The sequence below is a fragment of the Hyphococcus sp. D3-15 genome, from assembly GCF_055809375.1.
The window spans coordinates 668982-689364 of the sequence record NZ_CM147910.1 but is presented as its reverse complement, the minus strand read 5'-3'; the positions used below and the strand labels follow the sequence as shown (position 1 = coordinate 689364).

The 20383-nt window shown below is 60.5% G+C and carries 26 protein-coding genes; 13 read left to right on the top strand and 13 right to left on the bottom strand.

The window, feature by feature from the left end:
• Positions 1 to 459 carry a tRNA (adenosine(37)-N6)-threonylcarbamoyltransferase complex ATPase subunit type 1 TsaE gene (gene tsaE, locus AC0L8G_RS03615; RefSeq protein ID WP_473386870.1) on the bottom strand — a complete coding sequence of 153 codons (459 nt, stop codon included), beginning with the start codon at positions 457 to 459 and terminating at the stop codon, positions 1 to 3.
• A gap of 107 nt (positions 460 to 566) precedes the next feature.
• Between tsaE and AC0L8G_RS03610 the strand changes: the two genes are divergently transcribed.
• Both AC0L8G_RS03610 and AC0L8G_RS03605 read left to right on the top strand, forming a co-directional pair.
• On the top strand, positions 567 to 887 hold the full coding sequence (locus AC0L8G_RS03610) for a 2Fe-2S iron-sulfur cluster-binding protein (RefSeq protein WP_473386867.1): 321 nt from the start codon (positions 567 to 569) through the stop codon (positions 885 to 887).
• Between the two features lie 59 nt (positions 888 to 946).
• Complete coding sequence (locus AC0L8G_RS03605; protein ID WP_473386865.1) at positions 947 to 1471, top strand: MmcB family DNA repair protein; 525 nt, start codon at positions 947 to 949, stop codon at positions 1469 to 1471.
• Positions 1472 to 1489: 18 nt separating this feature from the next.
• Here AC0L8G_RS03605 and AC0L8G_RS03600 read toward each other — a convergent pair whose 3' ends face one another.
• Complete coding sequence (locus AC0L8G_RS03600; protein WP_473386863.1) at positions 1490 to 2689, bottom strand: PQQ-dependent sugar dehydrogenase; 1200 nt, start codon at positions 2687 to 2689, stop codon at positions 1490 to 1492.
• A gap of 162 nt (positions 2690 to 2851) precedes the next feature.
• Here AC0L8G_RS03600 and AC0L8G_RS03595 point away from each other — a divergent pair, with 162 nt between their 5' ends.
• The 4 genes from AC0L8G_RS03595 (at position 2852) to phoB (ending at position 6337) form a co-directional block, all read left to right on the top strand.
• Entirely contained in the window at positions 2852 to 3310 is a 459-nt protein-coding gene (locus tag AC0L8G_RS03595) for a hypothetical protein (protein ID WP_473386861.1), read from the top strand.
• Positions 3311 to 3321: 11 nt separating this feature from the next.
• Positions 3322 to 4713: an ATP-binding protein gene (locus tag AC0L8G_RS03590; protein WP_473386860.1), complete on the top strand. Its 1392-nt coding sequence runs from the start codon at positions 3322 to 3324 to the stop codon at positions 4711 to 4713.
• A 138-nt stretch (positions 4714 to 4851) separates the two neighbouring features.
• The gene (gene phoU / locus AC0L8G_RS03585; protein WP_473386858.1) at positions 4852 to 5583 is read left to right on the top strand and encodes a phosphate signaling complex protein PhoU; all 732 of its coding nucleotides are present in this window, start codon (positions 4852 to 4854) and stop codon (positions 5581 to 5583) included.
• Between the two features lie 64 nt (positions 5584 to 5647).
• Entirely contained in the window at positions 5648 to 6337 is a 690-nt protein-coding gene (gene phoB, locus AC0L8G_RS03580; RefSeq protein WP_473386857.1) for a phosphate regulon transcriptional regulator PhoB, read from the top strand.
• A gap of 63 nt (positions 6338 to 6400) precedes the next feature.
• Here the strand turns inward: phoB and AC0L8G_RS03575 are convergent, their stop codons facing one another.
• Entirely contained in the window at positions 6401 to 6910 is a 510-nt protein-coding gene (locus AC0L8G_RS03575) for a GcrA family cell cycle regulator (RefSeq protein WP_473386855.1), read from the bottom strand.
• Between the two features lie 256 nt (positions 6911 to 7166).
• On the opposite strand from AC0L8G_RS03575, the gene AC0L8G_RS03570 reads away from it, so the two are divergent.
• From AC0L8G_RS03570 to ppk2, 3 genes are read left to right on the top strand one after another with little or no spacing between them, the layout of a single operon-like run.
• A complete protein-coding gene (locus tag AC0L8G_RS03570) occupies positions 7167 to 8027 on the top strand; it encodes an ABC transporter permease (protein WP_473386853.1) in 861 nt (286 codons plus the stop codon).
• Positions 8028 to 8069: 42 nt separating this feature from the next.
• On the top strand, positions 8070 to 8975 hold the full coding sequence (locus AC0L8G_RS03565; protein ID WP_473386850.1) for an Hsp33 family molecular chaperone: 906 nt from the start codon (positions 8070 to 8072) through the stop codon (positions 8973 to 8975).
• Entirely contained in the window at positions 8972 to 9760 is a 789-nt protein-coding gene (gene ppk2 / locus AC0L8G_RS03560) for a polyphosphate kinase 2 (protein ID WP_473386848.1), read from the top strand. Before AC0L8G_RS03565 ends, ppk2 begins: the two co-directional genes overlap by 4 nt.
• A 4-nt stretch (positions 9761 to 9764) precedes the next feature.
• On the opposite strand, the gene AC0L8G_RS03555 is transcribed toward ppk2, so the two are convergent.
• The gene (locus tag AC0L8G_RS03555; protein ID WP_473386847.1) at positions 9765 to 10397 is read right to left on the bottom strand and encodes a LysE family translocator; all 633 of its coding nucleotides are present in this window, start codon (positions 10395 to 10397) and stop codon (positions 9765 to 9767) included.
• A 73-nt stretch (positions 10398 to 10470) separates the two neighbouring features.
• Between AC0L8G_RS03555 and AC0L8G_RS03550 the strand changes: the two genes are divergently transcribed.
• On the top strand, positions 10471 to 10923 hold the full coding sequence (locus AC0L8G_RS03550) for an Lrp/AsnC family transcriptional regulator (protein WP_473386845.1): 453 nt from the start codon (positions 10471 to 10473) through the stop codon (positions 10921 to 10923).
• A gap of 68 nt (positions 10924 to 10991) precedes the next feature.
• Entirely contained in the window at positions 10992 to 11459 is a 468-nt protein-coding gene (locus AC0L8G_RS03545) for a CC0125/CC1285 family lipoprotein (protein WP_473386844.1), read from the top strand.
• Here AC0L8G_RS03545 and AC0L8G_RS03540 read toward each other — a convergent pair.
• The 8 genes from AC0L8G_RS03540 to arfB all read right to left on the bottom strand — a co-directional run bounded on the left by AC0L8G_RS03540 (position 11456) and on the right by arfB (position 18546).
• The gene (locus AC0L8G_RS03540) at positions 11456 to 12262 is read right to left on the bottom strand and encodes a glycosyltransferase family 2 protein (protein WP_473386843.1); all 807 of its coding nucleotides are present in this window, start codon (positions 12260 to 12262) and stop codon (positions 11456 to 11458) included. The two genes, AC0L8G_RS03545 and AC0L8G_RS03540, sit on opposite strands and share 4 nt — an antisense overlap.
• Before the next feature lie 48 nt (positions 12263 to 12310).
• The gene (locus AC0L8G_RS03535) at positions 12311 to 14161 is read right to left on the bottom strand and encodes a DUF885 domain-containing protein (RefSeq protein ID WP_473386842.1); all 1851 of its coding nucleotides are present in this window, start codon (positions 14159 to 14161) and stop codon (positions 12311 to 12313) included.
• A gap of 86 nt (positions 14162 to 14247) precedes the next feature.
• Entirely contained in the window at positions 14248 to 15351 is a 1104-nt protein-coding gene (locus tag AC0L8G_RS03530) for a glycerophosphodiester phosphodiesterase family protein (RefSeq protein ID WP_473386840.1), read from the bottom strand.
• A 66-nt stretch (positions 15352 to 15417) separates the two neighbouring features.
• The gene (locus AC0L8G_RS03525) at positions 15418 to 16104 is read right to left on the bottom strand and encodes a hypothetical protein (RefSeq protein WP_473386838.1); all 687 of its coding nucleotides are present in this window, start codon (positions 16102 to 16104) and stop codon (positions 15418 to 15420) included.
• A 388-nt stretch (positions 16105 to 16492) separates the two neighbouring features.
• Positions 16493 to 17074, bottom strand: a complete 582-nt coding sequence (locus AC0L8G_RS03520; RefSeq protein WP_473386836.1) for a hypothetical protein — start codon at positions 17072 to 17074, stop codon at positions 16493 to 16495.
• 40 nt (positions 17075 to 17114) lie between these two features.
• Positions 17115 to 17789, bottom strand: coding sequence for an SdpI family protein (locus AC0L8G_RS03515; RefSeq protein WP_473386835.1), 675 nt, complete (start codon positions 17787 to 17789; stop codon positions 17115 to 17117).
• Complete coding sequence (locus AC0L8G_RS03510; RefSeq protein WP_473386834.1) at positions 17786 to 18088, bottom strand: metalloregulator ArsR/SmtB family transcription factor; 303 nt, start codon at positions 18086 to 18088, stop codon at positions 17786 to 17788. Before AC0L8G_RS03510 ends, AC0L8G_RS03515 begins: the two co-directional genes overlap by 4 nt.
• Positions 18089 to 18120: 32 nt before the next feature.
• Positions 18121 to 18546, bottom strand: a complete 426-nt coding sequence (arfB, locus tag AC0L8G_RS03505; RefSeq protein WP_473386832.1) for an alternative ribosome rescue aminoacyl-tRNA hydrolase ArfB — start codon at positions 18544 to 18546, stop codon at positions 18121 to 18123.
• 116 nt (positions 18547 to 18662) lie between these two features.
• On the opposite strand from arfB, the gene AC0L8G_RS03500 reads away from it, so the two are divergent.
• Positions 18663 to 18971, top strand: coding sequence for a DUF1244 domain-containing protein (locus AC0L8G_RS03500; protein WP_473386830.1), 309 nt, complete (start codon positions 18663 to 18665; stop codon positions 18969 to 18971).
• 29 nt (positions 18972 to 19000) lie between these two features.
• On the opposite strand, the gene AC0L8G_RS03495 is transcribed toward AC0L8G_RS03500, so the two are convergent.
• Entirely contained in the window at positions 19001 to 19633 is a 633-nt protein-coding gene (locus tag AC0L8G_RS03495; protein WP_473386828.1) for a hypothetical protein, read from the bottom strand.
• Between the two features lie 260 nt (positions 19634 to 19893).
• Here AC0L8G_RS03495 and AC0L8G_RS03490 point away from each other — a divergent pair, with 260 nt between their 5' ends.
• Positions 19894 to 20340 carry a hypothetical protein gene (locus tag AC0L8G_RS03490; RefSeq protein ID WP_473386827.1) on the top strand — a complete coding sequence of 149 codons (447 nt, stop codon included), beginning with the start codon at positions 19894 to 19896 and terminating at the stop codon, positions 20338 to 20340.
• The last annotated feature ends 43 nt before the right edge of the window (positions 20341 to 20383 follow it).

The following is a 20383-nucleotide window of genomic DNA, read 5'->3' as shown; positions in this document are numbered from 1 at the left end:
TTACGCGATTCCCGCCGCTTCCAGGCGCTGGCGCCAGTCTTCATTTCCCGCAATCGCCGCACAGCGCGCCGCGCCCGCCATTTCCAGTTTCACGGTCAGCGCGCCGTCCGGCAACAATCCCGCCGCCTGTTGCGGCCATTCGATCAGCGACGCGCCGCCATCCAGCGCATCCTCAAGCCCCAGCTCCCACACATCTTCCGGCCGCTCCAGCCGGTAAAGGTCAAAATGCCAGAGCGGAAAATCCGGCCCTTCATAGGTCTCGACAAGGGTGAAAGTGGGGCTCGGCGCATTCGTCACGCCGGTCAGCGCGGCGATCAGCGCCCGGGCGATCGTCGATTTCCCGGCCCCGAGATCGCCTTCCAGCCGGATGAGGTCGCCAGCCTTCAACACCAGCGCAAGCGCCGTCCCCAGCGCCATTGTCGCCGTTTCATCGGGCAGATCTATTCTCTTCACCCACATTCCAGCCGGAGCCTTATCCTTCATTCTGGCAAAAAAGGCTTGCCCTCACGCCCTGATCGCTTACATCCACGGCTTCAATTTGCAATCCAGCCACTGTCGCGAGTCTCATGCCCAAAATTACTTTTGTCGAAAAGAACGGAACCGAACATGTCGTCGACGCCGAGACCGGGGTGTCGGTGATGGAGGCCGCTGTCAAGAACATGGTGCCCGGCATTGATGCGGATTGCGGCGGGGCCTGCGCCTGCGCCACCTGTCATGTCTATGTGGACGCGGCATGGGTGGAAAAGACCGGCAAAGCGGAATCCATGGAAGAGTCGATGCTCGACTTCGCCTATGAGCCGAAAGAAAACTCGCGCCTGTCCTGCCAGATCAAGGTCAGCGACGCGCTGGACGGTCTTGTGGTGCAATTGCCGGAATTCCAGGGCTAGATTTCCCGTTAACGCATTTGGCCTTGACGCTCGCCGCCTCGGCGCGCTTGAATGAACAAATGCAGAACACCTTTCCGCTTCCCGATCAAGTCCCCGACCAGCGGCATGACCAGCCCGCCGGACAGCACACAGGGCAGCCCACAGGACAGCCGGGCGAGCTTGCGCGTCCGGACCGCACCATCGCGCTGACCCGCGGCGTCTCGCGGCTTTTCATCGATCTCGGCCTGTCGCCCTTATGGGAATTTCGCCTTGCCAATGGCCGGCGCGCCGACATTGCCGGGCTCGACCGACGCGGCAAGCTGATCATTGCTGAGGTGAAATCCTGCCGGGCCGATTTCGATGTGGACCAGAAATGGCCGGACTATCTCGATTTTTGCGACCAGTTCTATTTCGCCGTCGACCAGGATTTTCCGCGCGAGCTGTTGCCCGGCACGGAAGGGCTGATCATCGCCGACGAGTTCGGCGCCGCCATTGCGCGCGCCTCGGAAGACCGCCCGTTAAACGCCGCAAGACGCAAGGCGGTGACCTTGCGCTTTGCGCGTCAGGCGGCGGCGCGGGCCATCGCCGCGCCGATTATTCCGTAGACGGTCGAACCGCCCTGCTTATTGCGGGGTGAGGCGCAACACCTTGCCCGCATTCGCATCTTCATGGCGCTCGGTTGCGACATAGATCGCGCCATCCGGCCCGACCCGCACATCGCGCACGCGCTCGCCGCGATCCAGCAGATAGCGTTCTTCGCCGGATGGTTTGTCGCCATCCATCACGACCCGATGCAAGGCGGCGCCGGACATGGCGCCCGCGAGCAGATCGCCGTCCCAGCCTGCAAACAGATCGCCGCGATAGACCGCCAGACCGGACGGTCCGATGGAGGGCGTCCAGTATTTCACCGGCTGCGTCGTGCCTTCATATTCCGTGAACGGCGTAATCCGCGCGCCATTATAATCAATGCCGTAAGACGCCAGCGGCCAGCCGTAATTATTGCCCGCTTCGATGATGTTGATTTCATCGCCGCCGCGCGGACCATGCTCTTGTTCCCATAAAATGCCGCGTTCTGCGTCATAGGCGAGGCCTTGCGGATTGCGGTGCCCCTTGGTGAACAGTTCCGGCCGCTCGCCATCGCCGAAGGTCGGATTGTCCTCCGGAATCGAGCCGTCTTCGTTAAGCCGCAGGACCGCGCCGAAACTGGTCGCCATGTCCTGCGCTTTTTCCTTGTATTTCGATCCTTCGCCGATGGTGACATAGAGCTTGCCGTCGCCGCCCCAGACCATGCGCGCGCCATAATGGTGACCGGTGTCCTTGGTCGGCTTGGCGTCATACAGCACTTCAAGATCGCTCAGCGACGCGCCGTCGAAAACCGCGCGCGCAACGCGGGTCGCATTTTCCTGCTGCGTGCCATGGGCGTAGCTCAGATAGAGGACGCCATTCTCGGCGAAATCGGGATGCAGCAAAATGTCGAACAGGCCCGCCTGATTCCAGACCAGCACTTCCGGCACGCCCGACACCGGCTCAGGAACCAGCACGCCGTCGCGAATGACGCGCAAGCGGCCTTCGCGCTCGCTCACCAGGATCGCGCCGTCGGGCAGGAATGCGATTGACCATGGATTGACCAGGCCGTCCGCCAGAATCTCGACATTGAGGGCGGTTTCGCCATCCGGCGCCGGATCGGCCAGCGTTTCCTGCAGCGCGGAATCGCCGCCGCCCTTGGGCGCAGCGCCAGCGGAAGAGGCGTCATTAGCGCCGGAACAGGCAGTCAGCAGCGCCGCGCAGCTGCAGATGGTCAGAAAACGGGACATTGTCGCCATGGTCACGCCCTTTCAATTGGAATATGACATCGACCCCATAGACAGGCGGGGGCCCCATGGGTAGGCGGGCCATGCCCGCGCCGTCAATATTGCGGGGGCAGGAATATCGGCGCCGCGACGGTGGGCGCCCTGCTAGTGGGAAGCCGGTTCTGGAGAGGTCAAATGAGAGTCGTCAATACAATCTTCGCCTATGTGCTCGCGGTCGCCGTGACCTTTTCCCTCTCCGTCGCCTTCTACACCCAGCAAGTGATCGCAAAGATGGAGGAGATCGGTGCGGTCTATTCCCGGCAGGACATGATCGACACCTTCACCGAGAATTTCATCGGGCTGGCGCAAAGAAATTATGATCAACCTTCCTTTCTGGAGGTTTTTGCAGCAGCGCTCGCCCTCGGTTTCGCCGTTGCATTCGTCGTGAAACGCATCTTGAAGCCGCTGGCGCCGGTCGCCTATCCGGTCGCGGGCGCGGCGGCGATTGTAACCCTCATTGTGTTGGTCGAAGGCTCCGCCGCAGGCGGCGGCGCCGGCGCGATCGGCGGCGCGCGCGATGCGATGGGCCTCGCCCTGCAAGGTCTGGCCGGATTTCTCGGCGGCGCGGCTTTCGCTTTCAAACGCCCGCGGTAAAACCTGTCCCAATGCAAGATGATCTCGCCAGCCTGATCCGAAACACCGCCGCGCGCGTGCGCGCCCGCGACTTCATGTGGGCGGCGGGCATCAGCGCCGGCGTCGGCGCAACGCTTGTCGCGGTCGGCATCTCGGACTGGCGCATTGCGCTGCTCGCCTGGATCGCCTTCATGGCGGCGCTCGCCGTGCGCTACCGATTTTCATCGGGCCGGGTCTGGGCCGCGCCGGTGCAACGCATCGTCGAAACCGAACTGAACGCGCAGGAAGCGGAGATGGCGCGGCTGCGCATGGCGCAAGGCGTCGCCCGCGCTTTGCCCGAACCGCTGTTTATTCTGGATGCGGAAGGCATTGTCGAACACGCCAACCCCGCCGCGCTTGAACTGGTCGGCTTGCCGGATGTCACCGGCCGCCATTTCGCCTCGGTGCTGCGCGCGCCGGATGTGTTTGAAGCAGCGGAAACCGTGCTGACGAACCACGAACCGGTCAGTGTTGAATTCACCACCACCAGCGGCGTTGAGCGCACCTGCCGGGCCCATATCACGCCGGTCGATATTGGCGCCGGCCTGGAATCCAGCCCGCGCGCGCTGGTGTTCATTCGCGATCTGACCAGCGAACGCCGCGTCGAACAAATGCGCGCCGACTTCATCGCCAGCGCCAGTCACGAATTGCGCACCCCGCTCGCCTCGATGCTCGGCTTCATTGAAACCCTGCGCGGACACGCCAAGAATGACCCGGAAGCGCGCGAGAAATTTCTCGGCACCATGCAGGCGCAAGCCGAACGCATGCAGCGCCTGGTCGCCGATCTGATGTCCTTGTCGCGCATCGAACTGAACGAACATGTGCCGCCGCGCCAGCGCGTCGATCTCGCTGAAATCGCCGAAGACGTGATTGACAGTCTCGCGCCGCTTTTCGATGCGGGCGGCGCCATTGTCGACTTTACGAAGGACACGGATGAAGAAGCGACCATCCGCGCCGAACGCGACGAGATCTTTCAGGCGATCCAAAATCTGATCGACAATGGCGTGAAATATGGCGGCGAACCGGCCATGGTGAAAATTCGCGTCGGCCGCGGCGCGGCGCCGACGCCGTTCACTGAAGGTCCGCCTGCGCATCGTTCCGGCGACAGCGCCGAACAGGTCGCCGCCCGGCTCGGCGTCGGCATTGACGATCTCGTCTATGTGCAGGTGCGCGATTTCGGCCCCGGCATTGAGCGCGCCGACCTGCCGCGCCTGACCGAACGCTTTTACCGGGTCAATATCGAGCGCAGCCGCAAAAGCGGCGGCACCGGCCTCGGGCTGGCCATCGTCAAGCACATCATGAACCGTCATAAGGGCGGTTTTCAGATTGAAAGCCGGCTCGCCGGCGGCGCTGCATTCACCTGCTATTTTCAACGCGCATCTTGACTTCCGCACCGGTGGAAAAATATTACTTGCCGCTTGGCGCAAATATTGCGCCTCAATTTTGTGCCTGACACGGTTTTGTCATAAAAAATGGGCATGTAAGCGGTCCCTCGATCCGCACAACTGGAGACTTTGCGCGTCATGGCGGCAGTAGCGCCACAATCGTCCTATCAAGCCCGGCTCGATCTCGAGACGGCGCTGTCGCGTATGGCCGGACAGGTGGAAAACCAGTTGGCCAATGCAGTGCTTGCATTTGAACGGCGCGATCTGGCCGCGGCGGAAAAGGTCATCGCCGGCGATGAGCGGATCGATACGCTGGACCACGAGATTGAAGGCAAGGTCATGGAGCTGCTGCTCAAGGGGCCATTGCCGGAAGACGCGCTGCGTGAAGTCATGACCGTTTCAAAGCTCGCCGGCGAATTAGAGCGTGTGGGCGATCTTGCAAAGAACGTTTCCAAACGCACGCTTGTGGTCAGCCGCGAGGCCCCGGCCCGGCCGACCTCGGGCGTGGCGCGCATGGGCCGGGCGAGCCTTCGCCAGTTTTCAGATATTCTGAACGCCTATTCCGCGCGCAATCTCACCGCCGCGCTCGCCGTCTGGGGCGGCGATGACGATCTCGATGAGCTTTACAATTCTGTCTTCGAAGAGATCCTGGTGGCGATGATGCGCGAGCCCGCCAGCGTCAACGCCTGCACCCATCTCGTCTTCACCGCCAAGAATTTCGAGCGCGTCGGCGACCACGCCACCAATATCGCCGAAGCGCTGCATTTTCTCATTACCGGCACGCGCATGATCGAGCGCCGTCCAAAGGGCGACAAGACCTCGACAACGGTGGTTTCGCCGCCTAAGCAGTCCGGGTCGGCGGCAAGCTGACAGCCACAAGCGGACGCCTGATCGAAAGACCGGGCGCGAACGCCAAAGCAAACGGACGAACAGTATGCCGGAAACCAAGGTTCTGATCGTTGAGGACGAAGACGCGCTGTCGACGATCCTTGAATACAACCTCGCCAAAGAGAAGTTCGAAGTCGCCATAGCCACCGATGGCGAGGAAGGGCTTTTGAAGGTCGAGGAATTCGCCCCGGACATCATCATCCTCGACTGGATGCTGCCGAAAGTCTCCGGCATTGAAGTCTGCCGGCGCATTCGCTCAAAGCCGGAAACCCGCAATATTCCGATCATCATGCTGACCGCGCGCTCGGAAGAGGCGGACCGCATTCGCGGGCTCGAGACCGGCGCCGATGATTACCTGACCAAGCCGTTTTCGACCGCAGAGCTGATCGCCCGCCTCAAGGCGATCCTGCGCCGCATCCGCCCCGGTCTCGCCGACGACATTGTCGAGCATGGCGACATCGCCATGGACCGCGTCTCCCACAAGGTGATGCGCGGCGGCAAGGAGATCCATCTCGGCCCGACGGAGTTCCGCCTGCTGGACCATCTTATGCAGCACCCCGGACGGGTGTTCTCGCGCGAGCAATTGCTCAACGCGGTTTGGGGCTCGGACGTCTTTGTCGAAGTGCGCACGGTCGACGTGCATATCGGACGGCTGCGCAAGGCGCTCAACAAATTCAAACAGGGCGACGCGATCCGCACGGTGCGATCCGCCGGCTACGCCCTCGACGTAAAATAGCAAAATTCCGCAATAAAAAAGCCCGCTGGACCAGCGGGCTTTTTTTGATTGATGTGCGTTCGCCTAGCTGGCGGCGCGGCGCTGCGCCAATTGCGCAGGCTGGCGGCGCGGCGGATTGCTCTCGCGGCGTTGCGGCGGCTGGAACGCCATGCGCGCGTGATAGGTGCAGTAGGATTTGCCGGCGCCGGCGGCCTGGCCGCAGAAATGGAAATCATCGCGCGCCGGATCGCCAATCGGCCATTTGCACATATTGTTCTTGATGGTCGCGACCGTGGTCATGTCGCCGCTATCGAGCACCAGCGCGGTGATCGACTCCGGCTCCGGGATCACTGATTTCACTTCCTGGCGAACGGGCTGTTTTGCAACCGGCGCCACTTCGCGCCGTTCTTGCGTCGGTCCGCATCCGCGCTGTGGTTTGGCTGGCGTCGCCCGGCCCGACAGGCCGAGACGATGGACCTTGCCGATCACCGCATTGCGGGTCACGCCGCCCATCTTATTGGCGATCTGCGCCGCCGACAGGCCTTCGGCCCACAAGGTTTTCAGAAGCTCTACCCGCTCATCTGTCCAGGCCATGTCGCTCGTCTCCTAGGTTTTTCCCGGGCTGCGCTCGCCCGCGCCGGTGAAAATCTCAATATTTGGTGTCTTGAATATGCGCCGTCCCATACGCGCCTAAATATAGTACCCCGTAGAAACGGAAACACAACATGGCGCCATGACAATTTTTTGCCCACCACATGTTGATATCTTTCGGGCGCACACTTTGTGTTGACTTGACGGGCGCCGGACTAGGCGCGAGACATCGACCGCAACGCAACATAGAAATCTTCTCATGACCCTTGCTGAAAGCTCCTCCGACGCCGCCCGCGCCCCCGCAGACAACGCCTACGCCTTTGGCGTCAGACGGTTTGGCGCGGTGAACTGGCTTGGTCTGTGGACGCTCTATGTCAAGGAAGTGCGCCGCTTCATGAAGGTCATGTTCCAGACCGTGGTCGCGCCGGTCATCTCTACACTGCTGTTTTTGATCGTCTTTACACAGGCTTTCGGGGGAGCCCGGCCGGCCGTCAACGGCGTCTCCTTTGTCGAATTTCTGGCCCCCGGCCTGACCATGATGGCGATCTTGACCAACGCCTTCACCAATTCATCCTCGTCCATCATTATTTCCAAGGTGCAAGGATCAATCGTCGATGTGCTGATGCCGCCTTTATCCGCAGGGGAACTAACCATCGGCTTCATCGCCGGGGCGGCGACCCGCGGCATACTGGTCGGGGCCGTGACGGCCGTGACCTGCGCGGTCTATATGGCGCTGTTCGGCGAGCCGATGTCGATTAAAGCCTTGTGGGCGGTGATTTATTTCGCCATGGCCGCGGCGGTGATTTTCGCCGCGATTGGCGCGATTGGCGGCATCTGGGCCGACAAATTCGACCAGATGGCGGCGATCACCAATTTCGTCATCACGCCGCTGACCTTTCTGTCCGGCACGTTTTATTCCGTCGCCAACCTGCCCGAGCCGTTCCGCACGATCAGCCACTTCAATCCGGTCTATTATCTGATCGACGGGTTCCGTTCAGGCTTCACCGGCGTCGCCGAAGCGCCATGGCACATCGCCGTCAGCGCGACCTTCGCCCTCTCCCTCGCCTTTTCCTTCGCCTGTTACCTGCTCATCCGTTCAGGCTATAAAATCAAGGATTAGGCGGCGCATAAGCGCCCGCAAGCTCAAGAAAGCCGACGCGTCATGGACGACATCATCGTTCCGTTCCAAATTGCCGACACTGCCGTGCGGGGGCGCATCGTGCGCCTCTCCGGCGCGATTGACGAAATATTGTCCGCACACAAATTCGCAGACCCGCTATCGGTTCTCCTCGGCGAGGCGATCTCCCTGACCGCCATGATGGGGGCCGCGCTGAAATTCGACGGCAAGCTGATTTTCCAGGCCCAGGGCGACGGCCCCGCCTCCATGGTGGTCGCCGATTATTCCGCCGGCGGCGCTTTGCGCGGCGCGGCGAAAGCGGCTGACATCGATCTGCCGCAGGGCATGAAAGCGCTGCTGGGCAAAGGCTCGATTGTGATGACCATCGACCAGGGTCCGGATATGGAGCGCTATCAGGGCGTCACGCCGATCGAGGGCGAAACCCTCGCCGATGCGGCGGTCGCCTATTTCATGCAGTCGGAACAGATCCCCACTATCGTCAAACTGGCGGTCGGGCGCATTCAGGCGCCGGGCGAGCCGCCGCGTTGGCGCGCCGGCGGGCTGATGGCCCAGTTCGTGCCCCATGAAGGAGGAACCCGCGAGCGCGGCGAAGAGGTTTTGTTCGACGCCGATGATCGCGAATGCTGGGAGCGCGCCCGCGCCTTTGTGGAAACCACGCAGGATGACGAATTGCTGGACCCGCTGATCAGCGCCGAGACGCTGCTCTACCGCCTGTTTCACGAGGACGGCGTCCGGGTGTTTGACCCGCAGCCCCTGCGCGCGGATTGTTCGTGCAATCGCGAGAAAATCGAAGCTGTGCTGGCGCGCTACAGCGAAGAGGATTTGCGCGATATGGTCGAAGACGGCGCCATCTCCGTCACCTGTGAATTCTGCCGCAAGGCCTATCGCTTTACGCCGGATGGCGCGCCGCAAGGAACCGACGCCTCATGAGAAACAAGCGCTACGAAAAAGAACTTGAAGAGCTGGAATTCGAACTGGCGAAGCTACAGGAAACTGTCGCGCGCACCGGCATGAAGATCGCGGTGATCTTTGAGGGCCGCGACGCGGCGGGCAAAGGCGGCGCCATCAAAACCATCATGCGGCGCATGAACGCCCGCATCTGGCGCATCGCCGCCCTGCCCAAGCCGTCGGACCGCGAACGCACGCAATGGTATTTCGAGCGCTATGTGGCGCATCTGCCGTCTGGCGGCGAGATCGTGTTGTTCGACCGCTCCTGGTATAACCGCGCCGTTATCGAGCCGGTGATGGGCTTTTGCAGCGATGAAGAACACGAAACCTTCATGCGCGAAGTCCCGCAATTTGAACATATGCTGATCAATAGCGGGCTCATCCTGATCAAGTTCTGGATCCATGTTTCTCCGGAAGAGCAGGAGCAGCGGTTTCAGGATCGCGCTTGTGATCCGCGCAAACGCTGGAAGCTTTCCCCGATCGATCTGAAGGGCCGCCAGCTGTGGATTGAATCCACCAAATATCGCGACAAGATGTTCGCCCTGACCCATACGGATGAAGCCCCGTGGCTGGTTGTCGACGGCAATGACAAGAAAAAAGCCCGGCTCAACATCATCCGCGCCATCCTTGATCGCGTGCCTTATGAGTTCAACAAAGAGGCGTTTGATCCGATCGACCTGCCGCCGCGCCCGGCGATCGAAGCGGATGACTATGACGAGCCCGATCTCGCAGAGCTCAATATGGTCAAGGATTACTACCCGGCCTAGCGGATCAGACCTTGCCGGCGAACATGATCGGCGCCGCCGTCGCCGCCAGCAACACGCCCGCAACAATATTGAACACGCGCAATCTGAGCGGACTCGACAGGAAGCGGCGCAATTGCGCGCCCGCCGTCATCCACAAGGTGATGGTCGGCAGATTGACCGCGCCGAACACCAGCGCGACGAACGCAACGCTGAGCAACAGCTTTTCCGGCTGCGTGTAAGCGCCGATGGCGGTGATCGCCATCGCCCAGGCTTTTGGATTGACCCATTGAAACGCCGCCGCCTGCCAGAAATTGAGCGGTTGCGCCTGTGTCGCCTCCCCTTCGCCGGCGCTGGCGCCATTATGGGCGGAGGACGGCGCCGCCGTCGCCACCCGCCAGGCGAGATAAAGCAGATAGGCGACGCTGGCGAATTTGAGTATGACAAGACTTGCTGGAAACGCCTCGAACAGGCGCGTGAAGCCGAGCCCGATCAAGGCGATCATCAAGGTGAACCCGCCCGACACGCCAAGCAGATGGGGCAGCGTCCGCAAGACGCCGAAATTCGCGCCCGAAGCCATCAGCATCAGGTTGTTCGGCCCCGGCGTAACAGAGGCGACAAAAGCGAAAGCAATGAATGCGGCGAATAGCTCAGTTGTCATGTAAACAACCATAGAGCGTTAGGTGAAAAATTAGCTTGCAATCTTTGCTGATTATTTCGTATTTTCACATCAAATGACGAAAATAGATAAAATTAATGCGCAAATATTGCATGAGCTCCAGCGTGATGGCCGGATCTCCAATACAGACCTTGCTGAAAAGGTGGGCCTGTCTCCTTCGGCTTGTCTTCGCCGGGTGCAGGAGCTGGAGCGCAGCGGCGTCATTCAGGGCTACAAGGCGGTCCTGAACCGCAAGGCCGTTGGCGGCGGCTTCACCGCTTATGTCACGGTCGGCCTGTCGGAGCACACAAAAAAAGCGCAGGACGCGTTTGAAAAAGCCATGGCCCGCGCGCCGGAAGTGCGCGAGTGCCACAATGTCACCGGCGTGGTCGAATATATCCTGCGCATCGAAGCGCCCGATCTTGAAGCCTATAAACATTTCCACACGGAAGTGCTGGGCCAGGCGCCGAGCGTCACCGCGATTACTTCCTACATTGTCATGGACTCGACCAAGGACGAGCGGGCCTAGCCGCACCGTCCCGGCCGGAACCTTAGCGCCGTCATGTTGTTTGCTTCATACGTTTCAAGGAGAGCGTCATGAAAACATACGGCATAGCAGCGCTTGCCGCGCTGACCCTCGCCGGTTGCGCAACCGGTTCTTACGGACCGGTCTATGAACCGGCCCAGTCGCAATATGACAGCGGCTACACCGACACCAAAATCGATGACAACAGATTTCGCGTGCAATACCGCATCGACAATGGCGACACCGAACTGGCGCAGGATTGGGCGCTTCGCCGCGCGGCGGAACTGACGCTTGATCAGCGCTATGACTGGTTTCAGGTTGTAAGCCGCAATCGCATGTTCCGCGATGATGATTTCGAGCGCTATGAGCGCCTGCGCAGTCATAATGGCGACTATTACGACCGCCCGCGCTATGACGATCGCTATGATGATGATGCGATTGTCTCCATCGAAGTGCTGATGGGCAACAACCCGCCGCCGCGCAGCGCCAGCGTCTATGATGCGCGCGACGTGATCAGCTATACGCGGCGCGGCCGCTAGGGCCTGTCGTCTTTGACGGATGCGGGAGCCGCGCCCCGGGCGCGCTCCCACATTTTCACATCGCGCAGCCATCGTCCGTAGCCGGACATCACCGCCAGCGCCAACCCATAGACGCCGCCGCGAAAATATTGCTGCAGGATATATTTCTTCGCCACATAAAACGGCATGCCGAAAATAATGCGCAGCGCCAGATAAGGCGTTGACTTGAGCGGCAGCGCCTCGGCGCGCACGCCGGAATTGTGATTGAGCTTGTCCATGAATTGCGCGGCGCCGGTAAAGGCGTGATGCAGGATTGGCTCGTGCAAACGCCCGACTTCAATCCCCGGCGGCATCTCGAACTGGTCCCAGGCTTTATGCGCCGGCGCCCGCACCGCCCGCCGGTCATAAAGCTTGTGGCGGACCTGCAGGCCGAAATCGCGCCAGGGCGCGCCCACAGGCGGGACCAGCGCCAGCATGGTGCGGTAGATTTTCAAAGGCGGTTCGCCCGCAGCGAAAAGCGCCCGGATTTCCGCCGCCAGCGCGTCGCTGATAATCTCATCCGCATCGAGATCGAGCAGCCAGCCATGAGAACAGGCGTCTTCCGCAGCGCGCTTTTGAAAGCCGTTGCCGAGCCAGTCCTGCGCGATGACCCGCGCACCCGCGGCCCGCGCAATATCCTGCGTGCCGTCCGACGAGCCGGAGTCAATCACGACAACCTCGTCAGCGACAAGCCGCGCCGCGCGCACCACATCGGCGATCATCCGCGCTTCGTTCAGCGTGCGGATATAGGCGGATAGGGGAAGGCGCGAATCGGCGTTGCTCATGGGCCCAGCCATAGAAGAAAATCCCCCGCGCGCAAAGGCGCAGACGCCTTAGCCCGCCATTTTCTCCGCGATCCAGGCGTCGACATTTTCTTCCAAAATCGCCAGCGGCACCGCCCCGTCGCGCAGCACCACGTCATGGAACTCGCGAATGTCGAAGCGGTCACCCAGAACGCTTTCAGCCCGGCGGCGCAATTCCAGAATCTTCAGCATGCCGACTTTATAGGCCGTCGCCTGACCAGGCATGACGATATAACGCTCGGTCGATTTGGTGATGTCGCCTTCCGGGTTCGGCGTATTGGCGAGCAGATAGTCGATCACCTCCTCGCGGCTCCAGCGCTTGTCGTGAATGCCGGTATCGACCACCAGGCGCGCGGCGCGCCACAGCTCCATGGCGAGCCGCCCGAAATCGGAATAGGGATCGGCGTAAAGCCCCATCTCTTTCGGGATGTATTCAGAATATAGCCCCCAGCCTTCGGAATAGGCGGTGTAGCCCCCAAGGCGGCGGAAGCTCGGCGTGTTCTCAAGCTCCTGCGCGATGGCGATCTGCATGTGATGGCCGGGAATGCCCTCGTGATAGGCAAGCGCCTCCATCTGGTAGGTCGGCATATTCTCCATATTGGCGAGGTTGGCGTAATAGATGCCGGGGCGCGATCCGTCCGGCGCCGGGCGCTGGTAAAACGCCTTGCCCGCCGCGTTTTCACGGAACGGCTCCACCCGCTTCACAAGCAGCTCCGCCTTCGGCTTGCGCAAGAACAATTCATCCAGCCGGGCGCGCATGGCATCGATGATCGCCGTCGCCTCTGCGAGATATTGCGCCCGGCCTTCATCATTATTCGAATAGGTGAAGCGTTCATCGGGGTCTTCGCGCATATAGGCGAAAAACTCCTGCAGGCTGCCTTCAAAGCCGACCGCATCCTTGATCGCATTCATCTCGCCGTGAATGCGCTCGACTTCGGCGAGGCCGAGATTGTGTATTTCATCGGCGGTCATGTCCGTTGTGGTCATGCGCGCGAGCTGGTTTGCGTAATAGGCCGCGCCGTCAGGCAGCTTCCAGGCGCCGTCATCATCGCCCGCCTCAGCCATCTGCGCTTCGAACATCGCAATCAGCGATTGATAGGCCGGCGCTACGGAAGTCTGTAGCGCTTCAATTGCGCGGGCGCGCAGATCCGCTTTCACCTCGTCGCTAACCTCAAGCGCATTCACCTTGCGGTTGATATCGGCGAGCATGGCGGAAGGCTCGTCGCTATCGTCGAAAGGCGCGCCGGATATGATGTTTTGCGACGTGGCGATCATCTGCGCGTAGGACCATTTCGGCGGAAAGACGCCGCTTGCAAACTGGTCTTCAGCGACCTTTTGATGCTGGCCGAGATAGGCCTTAACGCCCGCTAGCCGCGCAATATACGCTTCGGCGTCTTCGATGCTGTCGACGCGATGACGGTTCGCCAGAAATGTCGGCACGGAACTATGCGGTCCGGTGAAATGGCTGAACTGATACCAGTGATTGCGCCAGGGGAAATTTTGCGCCGCCTGTTCGCCCTGATATTCATAAAGCCGGTAGGAAAGCTTCGCCGAGGGATCGAGCTTGTCGGCGTCAAAACCCGCGCGCAATTCCGCCAGCGAGGCCATGTGCAGCTCATAGGATTCGCGCGCGAATTCGTCGCTCGCATTATCCCATTTATCGTAATCGGTTTTGCGCCCCAGCGACGTCTGCATCATTGGCGAACGGGCGACGCCGGCCTCGAACTTTTCTTCAAACCAGGCATTGAGCCGCTCGGACTCGGTTTGCGCCGGCGCTTCTGCGGCAGGCGTTTCCGCCGCAGATTGCGGGGCTTTCTGACCACAGGCGGCGGCGAGCGCGCCAAGCGCAACAGCAGCGAACAGGGACTTATGGGACACCATCTTACAACGCTCCGGAATCAGGGCCGGACGCGCCGGCAGGTTGCGCGAAGGCTAGGCGATGCCGCAAGGGCGGGCAAGGCGCGGCGTCAGTCGCCGCGTTGCAGATAGTCGGCGCGGGCTTTCACAGCGGTGTCGGAGAAGTCGGTGAACACGCCGTCGACGCCCTCGCGCATGAAGAACTCGATTTCGGCAATGAGTTTCCCTTCTTCGAATGACGGTGCTTCCTCGCCCTCTCTAATAGTCTGCGTCTGTCCGCCTTTGGGACTCTCAAAAACGACCGCCATGACCGCGCCGACATTGTCGTTCGGCTGATCGGCGCGGAAAGTCCATGGATGCACCATCAAACCCAGCGCGTGAGCCTCAGCGACAAATGATGTCGGCTTGCCGCGTTCCGGCAGGATAATGTTTTTCGCCGGCCCGACGCCATCCGCATAGGCCGCAATATCCGTAAGCGGAATATTGGACCCGGCGCCGGGGGCTTCTTCAAAAACAAGCTGGATGAGTTTCGCGTCTGCCTTGCCTTTCAGGCGCCTCAGGATGTCCGGCTCGAAGGACTGAATGAACACCGGTCCCGCATCGAAGCCCTCAAGCGCGGCAAGCAAGGGCTGTTCGAAATCCAGCCCGATATTTTCAAAATATCCCGGATGTTTGGTTTCCGGATAAACCCCGACAGGCCGGCCCAGATCCGCCGCGCGCCGCGAGGCAAGCGCCAGTATCTCAGCGAAAGTCGGGACTTCATAAAGCCCGTCATATTCCTTTGAACGGCCAGCAAAGGGCTGCACCGCACGCAGGGTTTTGATCTCCGCCAGGGTGAAATCCTCCACCCACCAGTCTTCGCGCGGCGCATCATTGGCGTCGGCATTGGTTTTTTTACGGTCGGCGAATTCAGGATGGATTGCCACATCGGTCGTCGTTGAAAGATAACGATCATGGCGCGCGACCAGCACGCCATCCTTGGTGAAGACAAGATCGGGCTCGATCACATCGGCGCCCTGTTCAATCGCGAGGGCGTAAGCTTCAAGCGTATGTTCAGGCCGATAACCGCTGGCGCCGCGATGGGCGATAATGATCGGCGGTTCGCCGGTTAGCGTTGGCCATGCGCTTTGCTGCATTTCGGGCTCCGTTGCGGCACAGCCGACTATAGCGAGCATTGGCGCCAGCATTGCGGCCAGCCACGCTGTTTTCTTCATCACCCATACCCTTCGCATATTTCTTTGCGAGGGTGCATGGGGCCGCAACTGCTTTCAAGCGCGCATTTATTGCGGCCTGCGTCTGCGCCCGCCCTCTGGCGGGCCCTGCCGCTCGTCGCTCGCCTGCCCCCGTTGATTTTCATCGCCGCGCGCCGTCGGCACAAACTCGCTCATGGAGATTTTCACATAAGCGCTCGCTTCGCGCTGGGCCGCTGCAAGCGCCTGCGGTGAAATCGACGCGGAGAGATGATCGCGCACCAAAGGCGGCAAGTCGCGCAAGCCATATACATCGCGCACGCCATTCGCCGCATAGACGATGGACCACATCATCGCCTCTTGCGCATCCGCCGGAACAAACGTCACCCCATAGGCCGGGGCGCCGCTCAACAGTTCCGCCAGCTTGCCTTGCGCACGCGGATTGCCGGCCCATGCGGCGCGCTCCAGCCAGAACAGCGCCTCCTGACGGAACAGCGCCGTTTCCGCATCGCTGGCGCCGGTCATTTCCAACAGGCAGGCGCCCAATTCATATTGCGCCACCTCATGGCCCTCGCCATGGCTCGACACGATGCGATAAACGGGGGCCGCCCTGGCGCATCCTTCACGGGCATTCATGTCGCGCGCCTGCGCCAGCAGCGCCGAGGGCTGATTGACGCCGATCGGACCGCTTGGAAAACCGCCGCCGCGCGAGGGCTTGCCCGGCGCGCAGGCGGAAAGGCTGGCGGCAAGACATAGAAAAAGAACCGGGAAACGCATCTGTCAGAGATCCTCACCTTGGGCGCATAAGCGCGCTGGGGTTAAACGTAGCATGGGCGCGCCTCCGTCGAAAAAATTTACAGCGCCGAAATGACCCCAGCCGCGACGGAAACATTGCGCTACGCCGTTTTATGGATGTCTGCGGCGGCGTCCATCGCATGCGCCCAACATCCCTGAGCGCTGCTGCAGACATCCTCCTTGCGCTTCCGCCGCGAGACGCCGTTCCCCTGGCGCTGCGGTCCAGTTGACTGGCCCTCCCATCGGCGCTCTGTCGGCTCTCCTGGCGGAGGCGCAACCATCCCCTTCAAACAGAAAAGCCCGGACACGCCTGCTGCGCGTCCGGGCCTCTTCGCGGTCTATCACCGCCGTCATTCAAGGTGCGACAGGCCTAATGGCGACCCGCATGGGCGCGCTCTTCCTCGTCCATAAAGGCGTCGAGTTCGGCTTCGACTTCCGCAACGACTTTCTTGTCCGCCGGCGGCGCGGCGGCGATCGTCTGCATCATCGCTTGCGCCTGCGCCAATTGCTGCTTCATTTCAGGCGGCATCATTTCAAGCATGGAAGCATCCATCGAATGCATCTGCGCCATCGCACCCGGATTCTCCTTCTCCATCTTGCGCGCCATATAAGCGAGCATCACCCGGTCTCCGGTGACGCCCCATTCTTCAGCGCCGAAGCCGTGCGACTTCACCGCTTTTTGCAATTGTGCGTAGTCGGACGGATATTTCGCCTTCATCGCCATCACCGATTTCGAGTAAGGCCGAAACTCTTCTCCCGGCTTTGGCTGCACATCGAATTGCATTTGTTCGGTCTTGCCCGACGCCTCAAGCTGCTCGCCAAGCGCCTTCACGGCGTCAAGGCTCTCGACAAAGCGTTTCGCCGCATCAACGGTCAATGGCGCGTCGGCGGCGAGCGCATTTGAAATAATCAGAAAAAATGAACCCGCTATAATCGCGGTTTTCTTGAACATGTGATTTTCTCCCGCATCGTTTTCACATGCGGAGAGCCTATCACGAATCGAGCGGCGCGCCACGGCGTTCCGGGTCGGCGCGCCAGGCGAAATAGGAAACCACCACGCCGGCCAGTCCCGCGGTCAGCGCACCGGCGACAAGCACCGCGATCCCGGCGCGATCCGAATGCGCAAAGGTCGCCGCAATCGAGCCGAGACCCGTCAAAACAAACAGCCAGCCGGTGGTCCGGTTGGCGATTTTCCACGCATGCTCGCTCGACAGGGTCCATGGCGTCCTGACGCCGCCGAGCCAGTTGGAGCGGGTTTTCGACATGAAATTCCCCACCGCAATTATTAAAAGCGCGACAGGAACAGTGATAAAATTCAAGGATGGCGATGCGCCCGTCATGGCGGCGCGAATGATCATCAGTTCCGCCGCAGCCAATATAAACAGCACGCCGACCCATGCAGTCAGATAAAACGCCGCGCTTTTGTAAAGGTTATCCCGGCGCGGCGTAATCTGCGGCAGCAGCGCGAACATCGCGGTCAGGGCGACGGCAAGCCCCGGAAAGAACAAGAGCAAAGGCTCTTTGCGCATATGCCGGTCAGCGACGCCATGAATATTGAAATGCGAGGGGAGAAGCGCGCCCGGCTCAATCATCATCCATCCGTATACGGTAATCGCGATGATCGCCGCCAATACCGGAAGGCTGTAAGTCAGTCCTTTGCGTATCATCGCGCGGTCTCCGTTTTCACCATGGCGCGCGGCGCCTCATCGCCAATGCGCAACAGCTCCATCAATCCCGACAGCGCTTCTTCAGCGACAGACAGGTTGATGCGATAGATGATCGTCGTGCCGTCGCGATCGGAATCCACCAGCCCCGCCTCGCGCAGCACCGCGAAATGTCCCGACAAGGTCGGCTTTGCAAGGTCGAACGCATCCGCCAGTTCGCCGGCGCTATGGGCGCGCTCGCGCAGCAATTCGAGAATTTTGCGGCGCACCGGATGAGCTAGGGCCTTATAGACATCATTCATATTTCGTTATTTAGGAAATAACCGAAATAATGTCAATCCTCAATCAAACCGGGCTTTTTCCGCCCCGCGACGATTTTCGCGCGGCGGCGCTTATCTTCCACGCGCTTGCGCTTCTGGTTCGCGGTGACCCGCGTCTTGATGCGTTTCTTGGGCGGCGTCGCGGCGCGCTCGATCATGGCGGCGAGCCGCGCGCGCGCATCCTCGCGATTGCGCTCCTGGGAGCGGAAGCGCTGCGCCTCGATGATGATCTCGCCGGCGGCGGTCATGCGCCGTCCCGCAATCGCTTTGAGGCGCGCCTTCACCGCATCCGGGAGCGACGGCGAGTTTCTGGCGTTGAAGCGCAGCTGTACCGCGCTCGCGACCTTGTTGACATTCTGCCCGCCGGGCCCGGAGGCGCGAACGAAGGTCTCAACAAGCTCCCAGTCTTTAATCTCTATATCGCCAATTGAAATCGCCATAAGGCTCAATACACTGAGAGCGTGATGCGAAAAAGTGGTTGCCGGATTTTCGCGACAATCATGCGACCAATTCAAAAACCGCCATATCACGAAAACTGATTTTGAGGATAAACGCCATGACCGAGATTTCTCCCGAGCTTCGCGACAGGCTGGACGCCGCCGCGTTTCGGCGTCTGGTCTCTCACCTGCAAAACCGCACCGACGTGCAGAATATCGATCTGATGATACTCGCCGATTTCTGCCGCAATTGTCTTGGCGACTGGTGGCGCGAGGCGGCGGAGGCGGAAGGCGTCACGCTCACCAAGGATGAAGCCCGCGCGCGCGTCTACGGCATGCCCTATTCAGAGTGGAAAGAAAAACACCAGAAAAAGGCGACGCCGGAACAGATGGCGGCGTTTGAAAAAAGGCGGAAAAATAAGGCCTGATCGATTGCCGCCGGGCGACCGGGCGGCGCCTAGACCGCGCCCTCGCCGTTCTTTTCGAGCAGCTCTCGCACCTGTTTCTTCGCGCCGACTTTCGACATCACCGCGAGAATATGCGGCACAAGATCAGCGCGATAGGACGCGGTCCATTCCAGCAATTCCTGATGGCGGGATTTAAAGGCGCTGACCGGAATGGTGACCTTTTTCGCCATCGACAGCATGGATGTTTTTTTGGCTTTGGCGAAGATGGATTTGCTGTAGTTCACCGTCAGAATTTCAAACCCGTCAATATCCTGCCAGGCGAGATGGCTTTCGCCAAACAGCGTTCCCTGGGTCAGGCCGTTTGCATCGATCTTCAATTTCATTTTGCCGCATAGCCCGGCGCACACCAGAAACGCGCAGCCCAGAAAGCAAAGGGCGAATATGCCGGATATGAACATCGCCTTTCCGGTCATGGCGGCGCCGCTCATCGCCGGTTCAAGAAAATACCAGCAGACCGCCATGCCTGCGGCGCCGATCACCGCTTCCAGCAGGGTGTATTTCATGACGAACTCTTCGCCATAGGCGCCTTTGCCGCGACTCGCGCTGCCAGTCGCGCTGCGCCCAAATCCGGCCAGCGCCATGCCGTGTTTGTCTTGCTTTACGCCGCGTCGTCCAAAAGACATGCCCGCCCCTCTCTCCCGTATCGGCCATGTTCATAGCAGAAGGATGCTTATGCGAACTTCTTTAGGACGCCCAAATTGCCGGGCCGGATTTGGCATAGCTTTAACCAAATGCGCGCGGACACGGCGATTATGCGCAATCAGTTCGCATGCCTGCGATTTGCCTACGGAGCAATGGGAGATTCTTAAAATTCTAACGGCCATTTCCGGCAAGAATTAGGGGGTTTGTTTCACCCTTGATCGCTTGCGATTGGGAGAAGAAAATGTTCGTCAAGCAGATTGCAGTGGCCGGCGTTGCGCTCACCGGCATTACCGGCCTGATGTTTTCGCAGGCGCAGGATTTTGAAAAGAACTACGTGCAGACAAGCGCCAGGATCAAGACGGTCACGTTTGATTGCTACATCAAGACCAGCCGCGGCGAGATCGTGGAAAAAGACACCAATGATCTTGCCTATATGGATTGCGCCCTGGCGCCGCTGGTCGCGCAGAAACACGGATACCGGCCGAAGGACGTTCATAAGCGCGCGCAGATCGAATATGTCTATCTGTCGCCCGTCGATGACAATTATTATAGCGGCGCCTTCACCCGCAAAGACGACATTGACGAATATACGCCCGGCGCCGAGATAACGGTCTTCACCCACAAAACCGAACCGGACAAATCAAAGACGCCCGGCGGCAATCCGTTTCTCGGCGATAAAAACGTCTGATCTTCAGGCGACGTGCGGCGCGCCTGTGTTAGCTGGAAAAGAA

What these genes read in the sequence shown, in the direction of transcription:
- phoU (WP_473386858.1), top strand. Translation starts at nt 4,852, where the DNA reads ATGGCGGCAGTAGCGCCACAATCGTCCTATCAAGCCCGGCTCGATCTC.
- AC0L8G_RS03570 (WP_473386853.1), top strand. Translation starts at nt 7,167, where the DNA reads ATGACCCTTGCTGAAAGCTCCTCCGACGCCGCCCGCGCCCCCGCAGAC.
- AC0L8G_RS03495 (WP_473386828.1), bottom strand. Translation starts at nt 19,633, where the DNA reads ATGTCTTTTGGACGACGCGGCGTAAAGCAAGACAAACACGGCATGGCG.
- AC0L8G_RS03515 (WP_473386835.1), bottom strand. Translation starts at nt 17,789, where the DNA reads ATGATACGCAAAGGACTGACTTACAGCCTTCCGGTATTGGCGGCGATC.
- AC0L8G_RS03550 (WP_473386845.1), top strand. Translation starts at nt 10,471, where the DNA reads ATGACGAAAATAGATAAAATTAATGCGCAAATATTGCATGAGCTCCAG.
- AC0L8G_RS03540 (WP_473386843.1), bottom strand. Translation starts at nt 12,262, where the DNA reads ATGAGCAACGCCGATTCGCGCCTTCCCCTATCCGCCTATATCCGCACG.
- AC0L8G_RS03565 (WP_473386850.1), top strand. Translation starts at nt 8,070, where the DNA reads ATGGACGACATCATCGTTCCGTTCCAAATTGCCGACACTGCCGTGCGG.
- tsaE (WP_473386870.1), bottom strand. Translation starts at nt 459, where the DNA reads ATGTGGGTGAAGAGAATAGATCTGCCCGATGAAACGGCGACAATGGCG.
- AC0L8G_RS03600 (WP_473386863.1), bottom strand. Translation starts at nt 2,689, where the DNA reads ATGGCGACAATGTCCCGTTTTCTGACCATCTGCAGCTGCGCGGCGCTG.
- AC0L8G_RS03595 (WP_473386861.1), top strand. Translation starts at nt 2,852, where the DNA reads ATGAGAGTCGTCAATACAATCTTCGCCTATGTGCTCGCGGTCGCCGTG.
- AC0L8G_RS03545 (WP_473386844.1), top strand. Translation starts at nt 10,992, where the DNA reads ATGAAAACATACGGCATAGCAGCGCTTGCCGCGCTGACCCTCGCCGGT.
- AC0L8G_RS03490 (WP_473386827.1), top strand. Translation starts at nt 19,894, where the DNA reads ATGTTCGTCAAGCAGATTGCAGTGGCCGGCGTTGCGCTCACCGGCATT.
- AC0L8G_RS03530 (WP_473386840.1), bottom strand. Translation starts at nt 15,351, where the DNA reads ATGAAGAAAACAGCGTGGCTGGCCGCAATGCTGGCGCCAATGCTCGCT.
- ppk2 (WP_473386848.1), top strand. Translation starts at nt 8,972, where the DNA reads ATGAGAAACAAGCGCTACGAAAAAGAACTTGAAGAGCTGGAATTCGAA.
- arfB (WP_473386832.1), bottom strand. Translation starts at nt 18,546, where the DNA reads ATGGCGATTTCAATTGGCGATATAGAGATTAAAGACTGGGAGCTTGTT.
- AC0L8G_RS03555 (WP_473386847.1), bottom strand. Translation starts at nt 10,397, where the DNA reads ATGACAACTGAGCTATTCGCCGCATTCATTGCTTTCGCTTTTGTCGCC.
- AC0L8G_RS03500 (WP_473386830.1), top strand. Translation starts at nt 18,663, where the DNA reads ATGACCGAGATTTCTCCCGAGCTTCGCGACAGGCTGGACGCCGCCGCG.
- AC0L8G_RS03510 (WP_473386834.1), bottom strand. Translation starts at nt 18,088, where the DNA reads ATGAATGATGTCTATAAGGCCCTAGCTCATCCGGTGCGCCGCAAAATT.
- AC0L8G_RS03610 (WP_473386867.1), top strand. Translation starts at nt 567, where the DNA reads ATGCCCAAAATTACTTTTGTCGAAAAGAACGGAACCGAACATGTCGTC.
- AC0L8G_RS03525 (WP_473386838.1), bottom strand. Translation starts at nt 16,104, where the DNA reads ATGCGTTTCCCGGTTCTTTTTCTATGTCTTGCCGCCAGCCTTTCCGCC.
- phoB (WP_473386857.1), top strand. Translation starts at nt 5,648, where the DNA reads ATGCCGGAAACCAAGGTTCTGATCGTTGAGGACGAAGACGCGCTGTCG.
- AC0L8G_RS03605 (WP_473386865.1), top strand. Translation starts at nt 947, where the DNA reads ATGCAGAACACCTTTCCGCTTCCCGATCAAGTCCCCGACCAGCGGCAT.
- AC0L8G_RS03590 (WP_473386860.1), top strand. Translation starts at nt 3,322, where the DNA reads ATGCAAGATGATCTCGCCAGCCTGATCCGAAACACCGCCGCGCGCGTG.
- AC0L8G_RS03520 (WP_473386836.1), bottom strand. Translation starts at nt 17,074, where the DNA reads ATGTTCAAGAAAACCGCGATTATAGCGGGTTCATTTTTTCTGATTATT.
- AC0L8G_RS03535 (WP_473386842.1), bottom strand. Translation starts at nt 14,161, where the DNA reads ATGGTGTCCCATAAGTCCCTGTTCGCTGCTGTTGCGCTTGGCGCGCTC.
- AC0L8G_RS03575 (WP_473386855.1), bottom strand. Translation starts at nt 6,910, where the DNA reads ATGGCCTGGACAGATGAGCGGGTAGAGCTTCTGAAAACCTTGTGGGCC.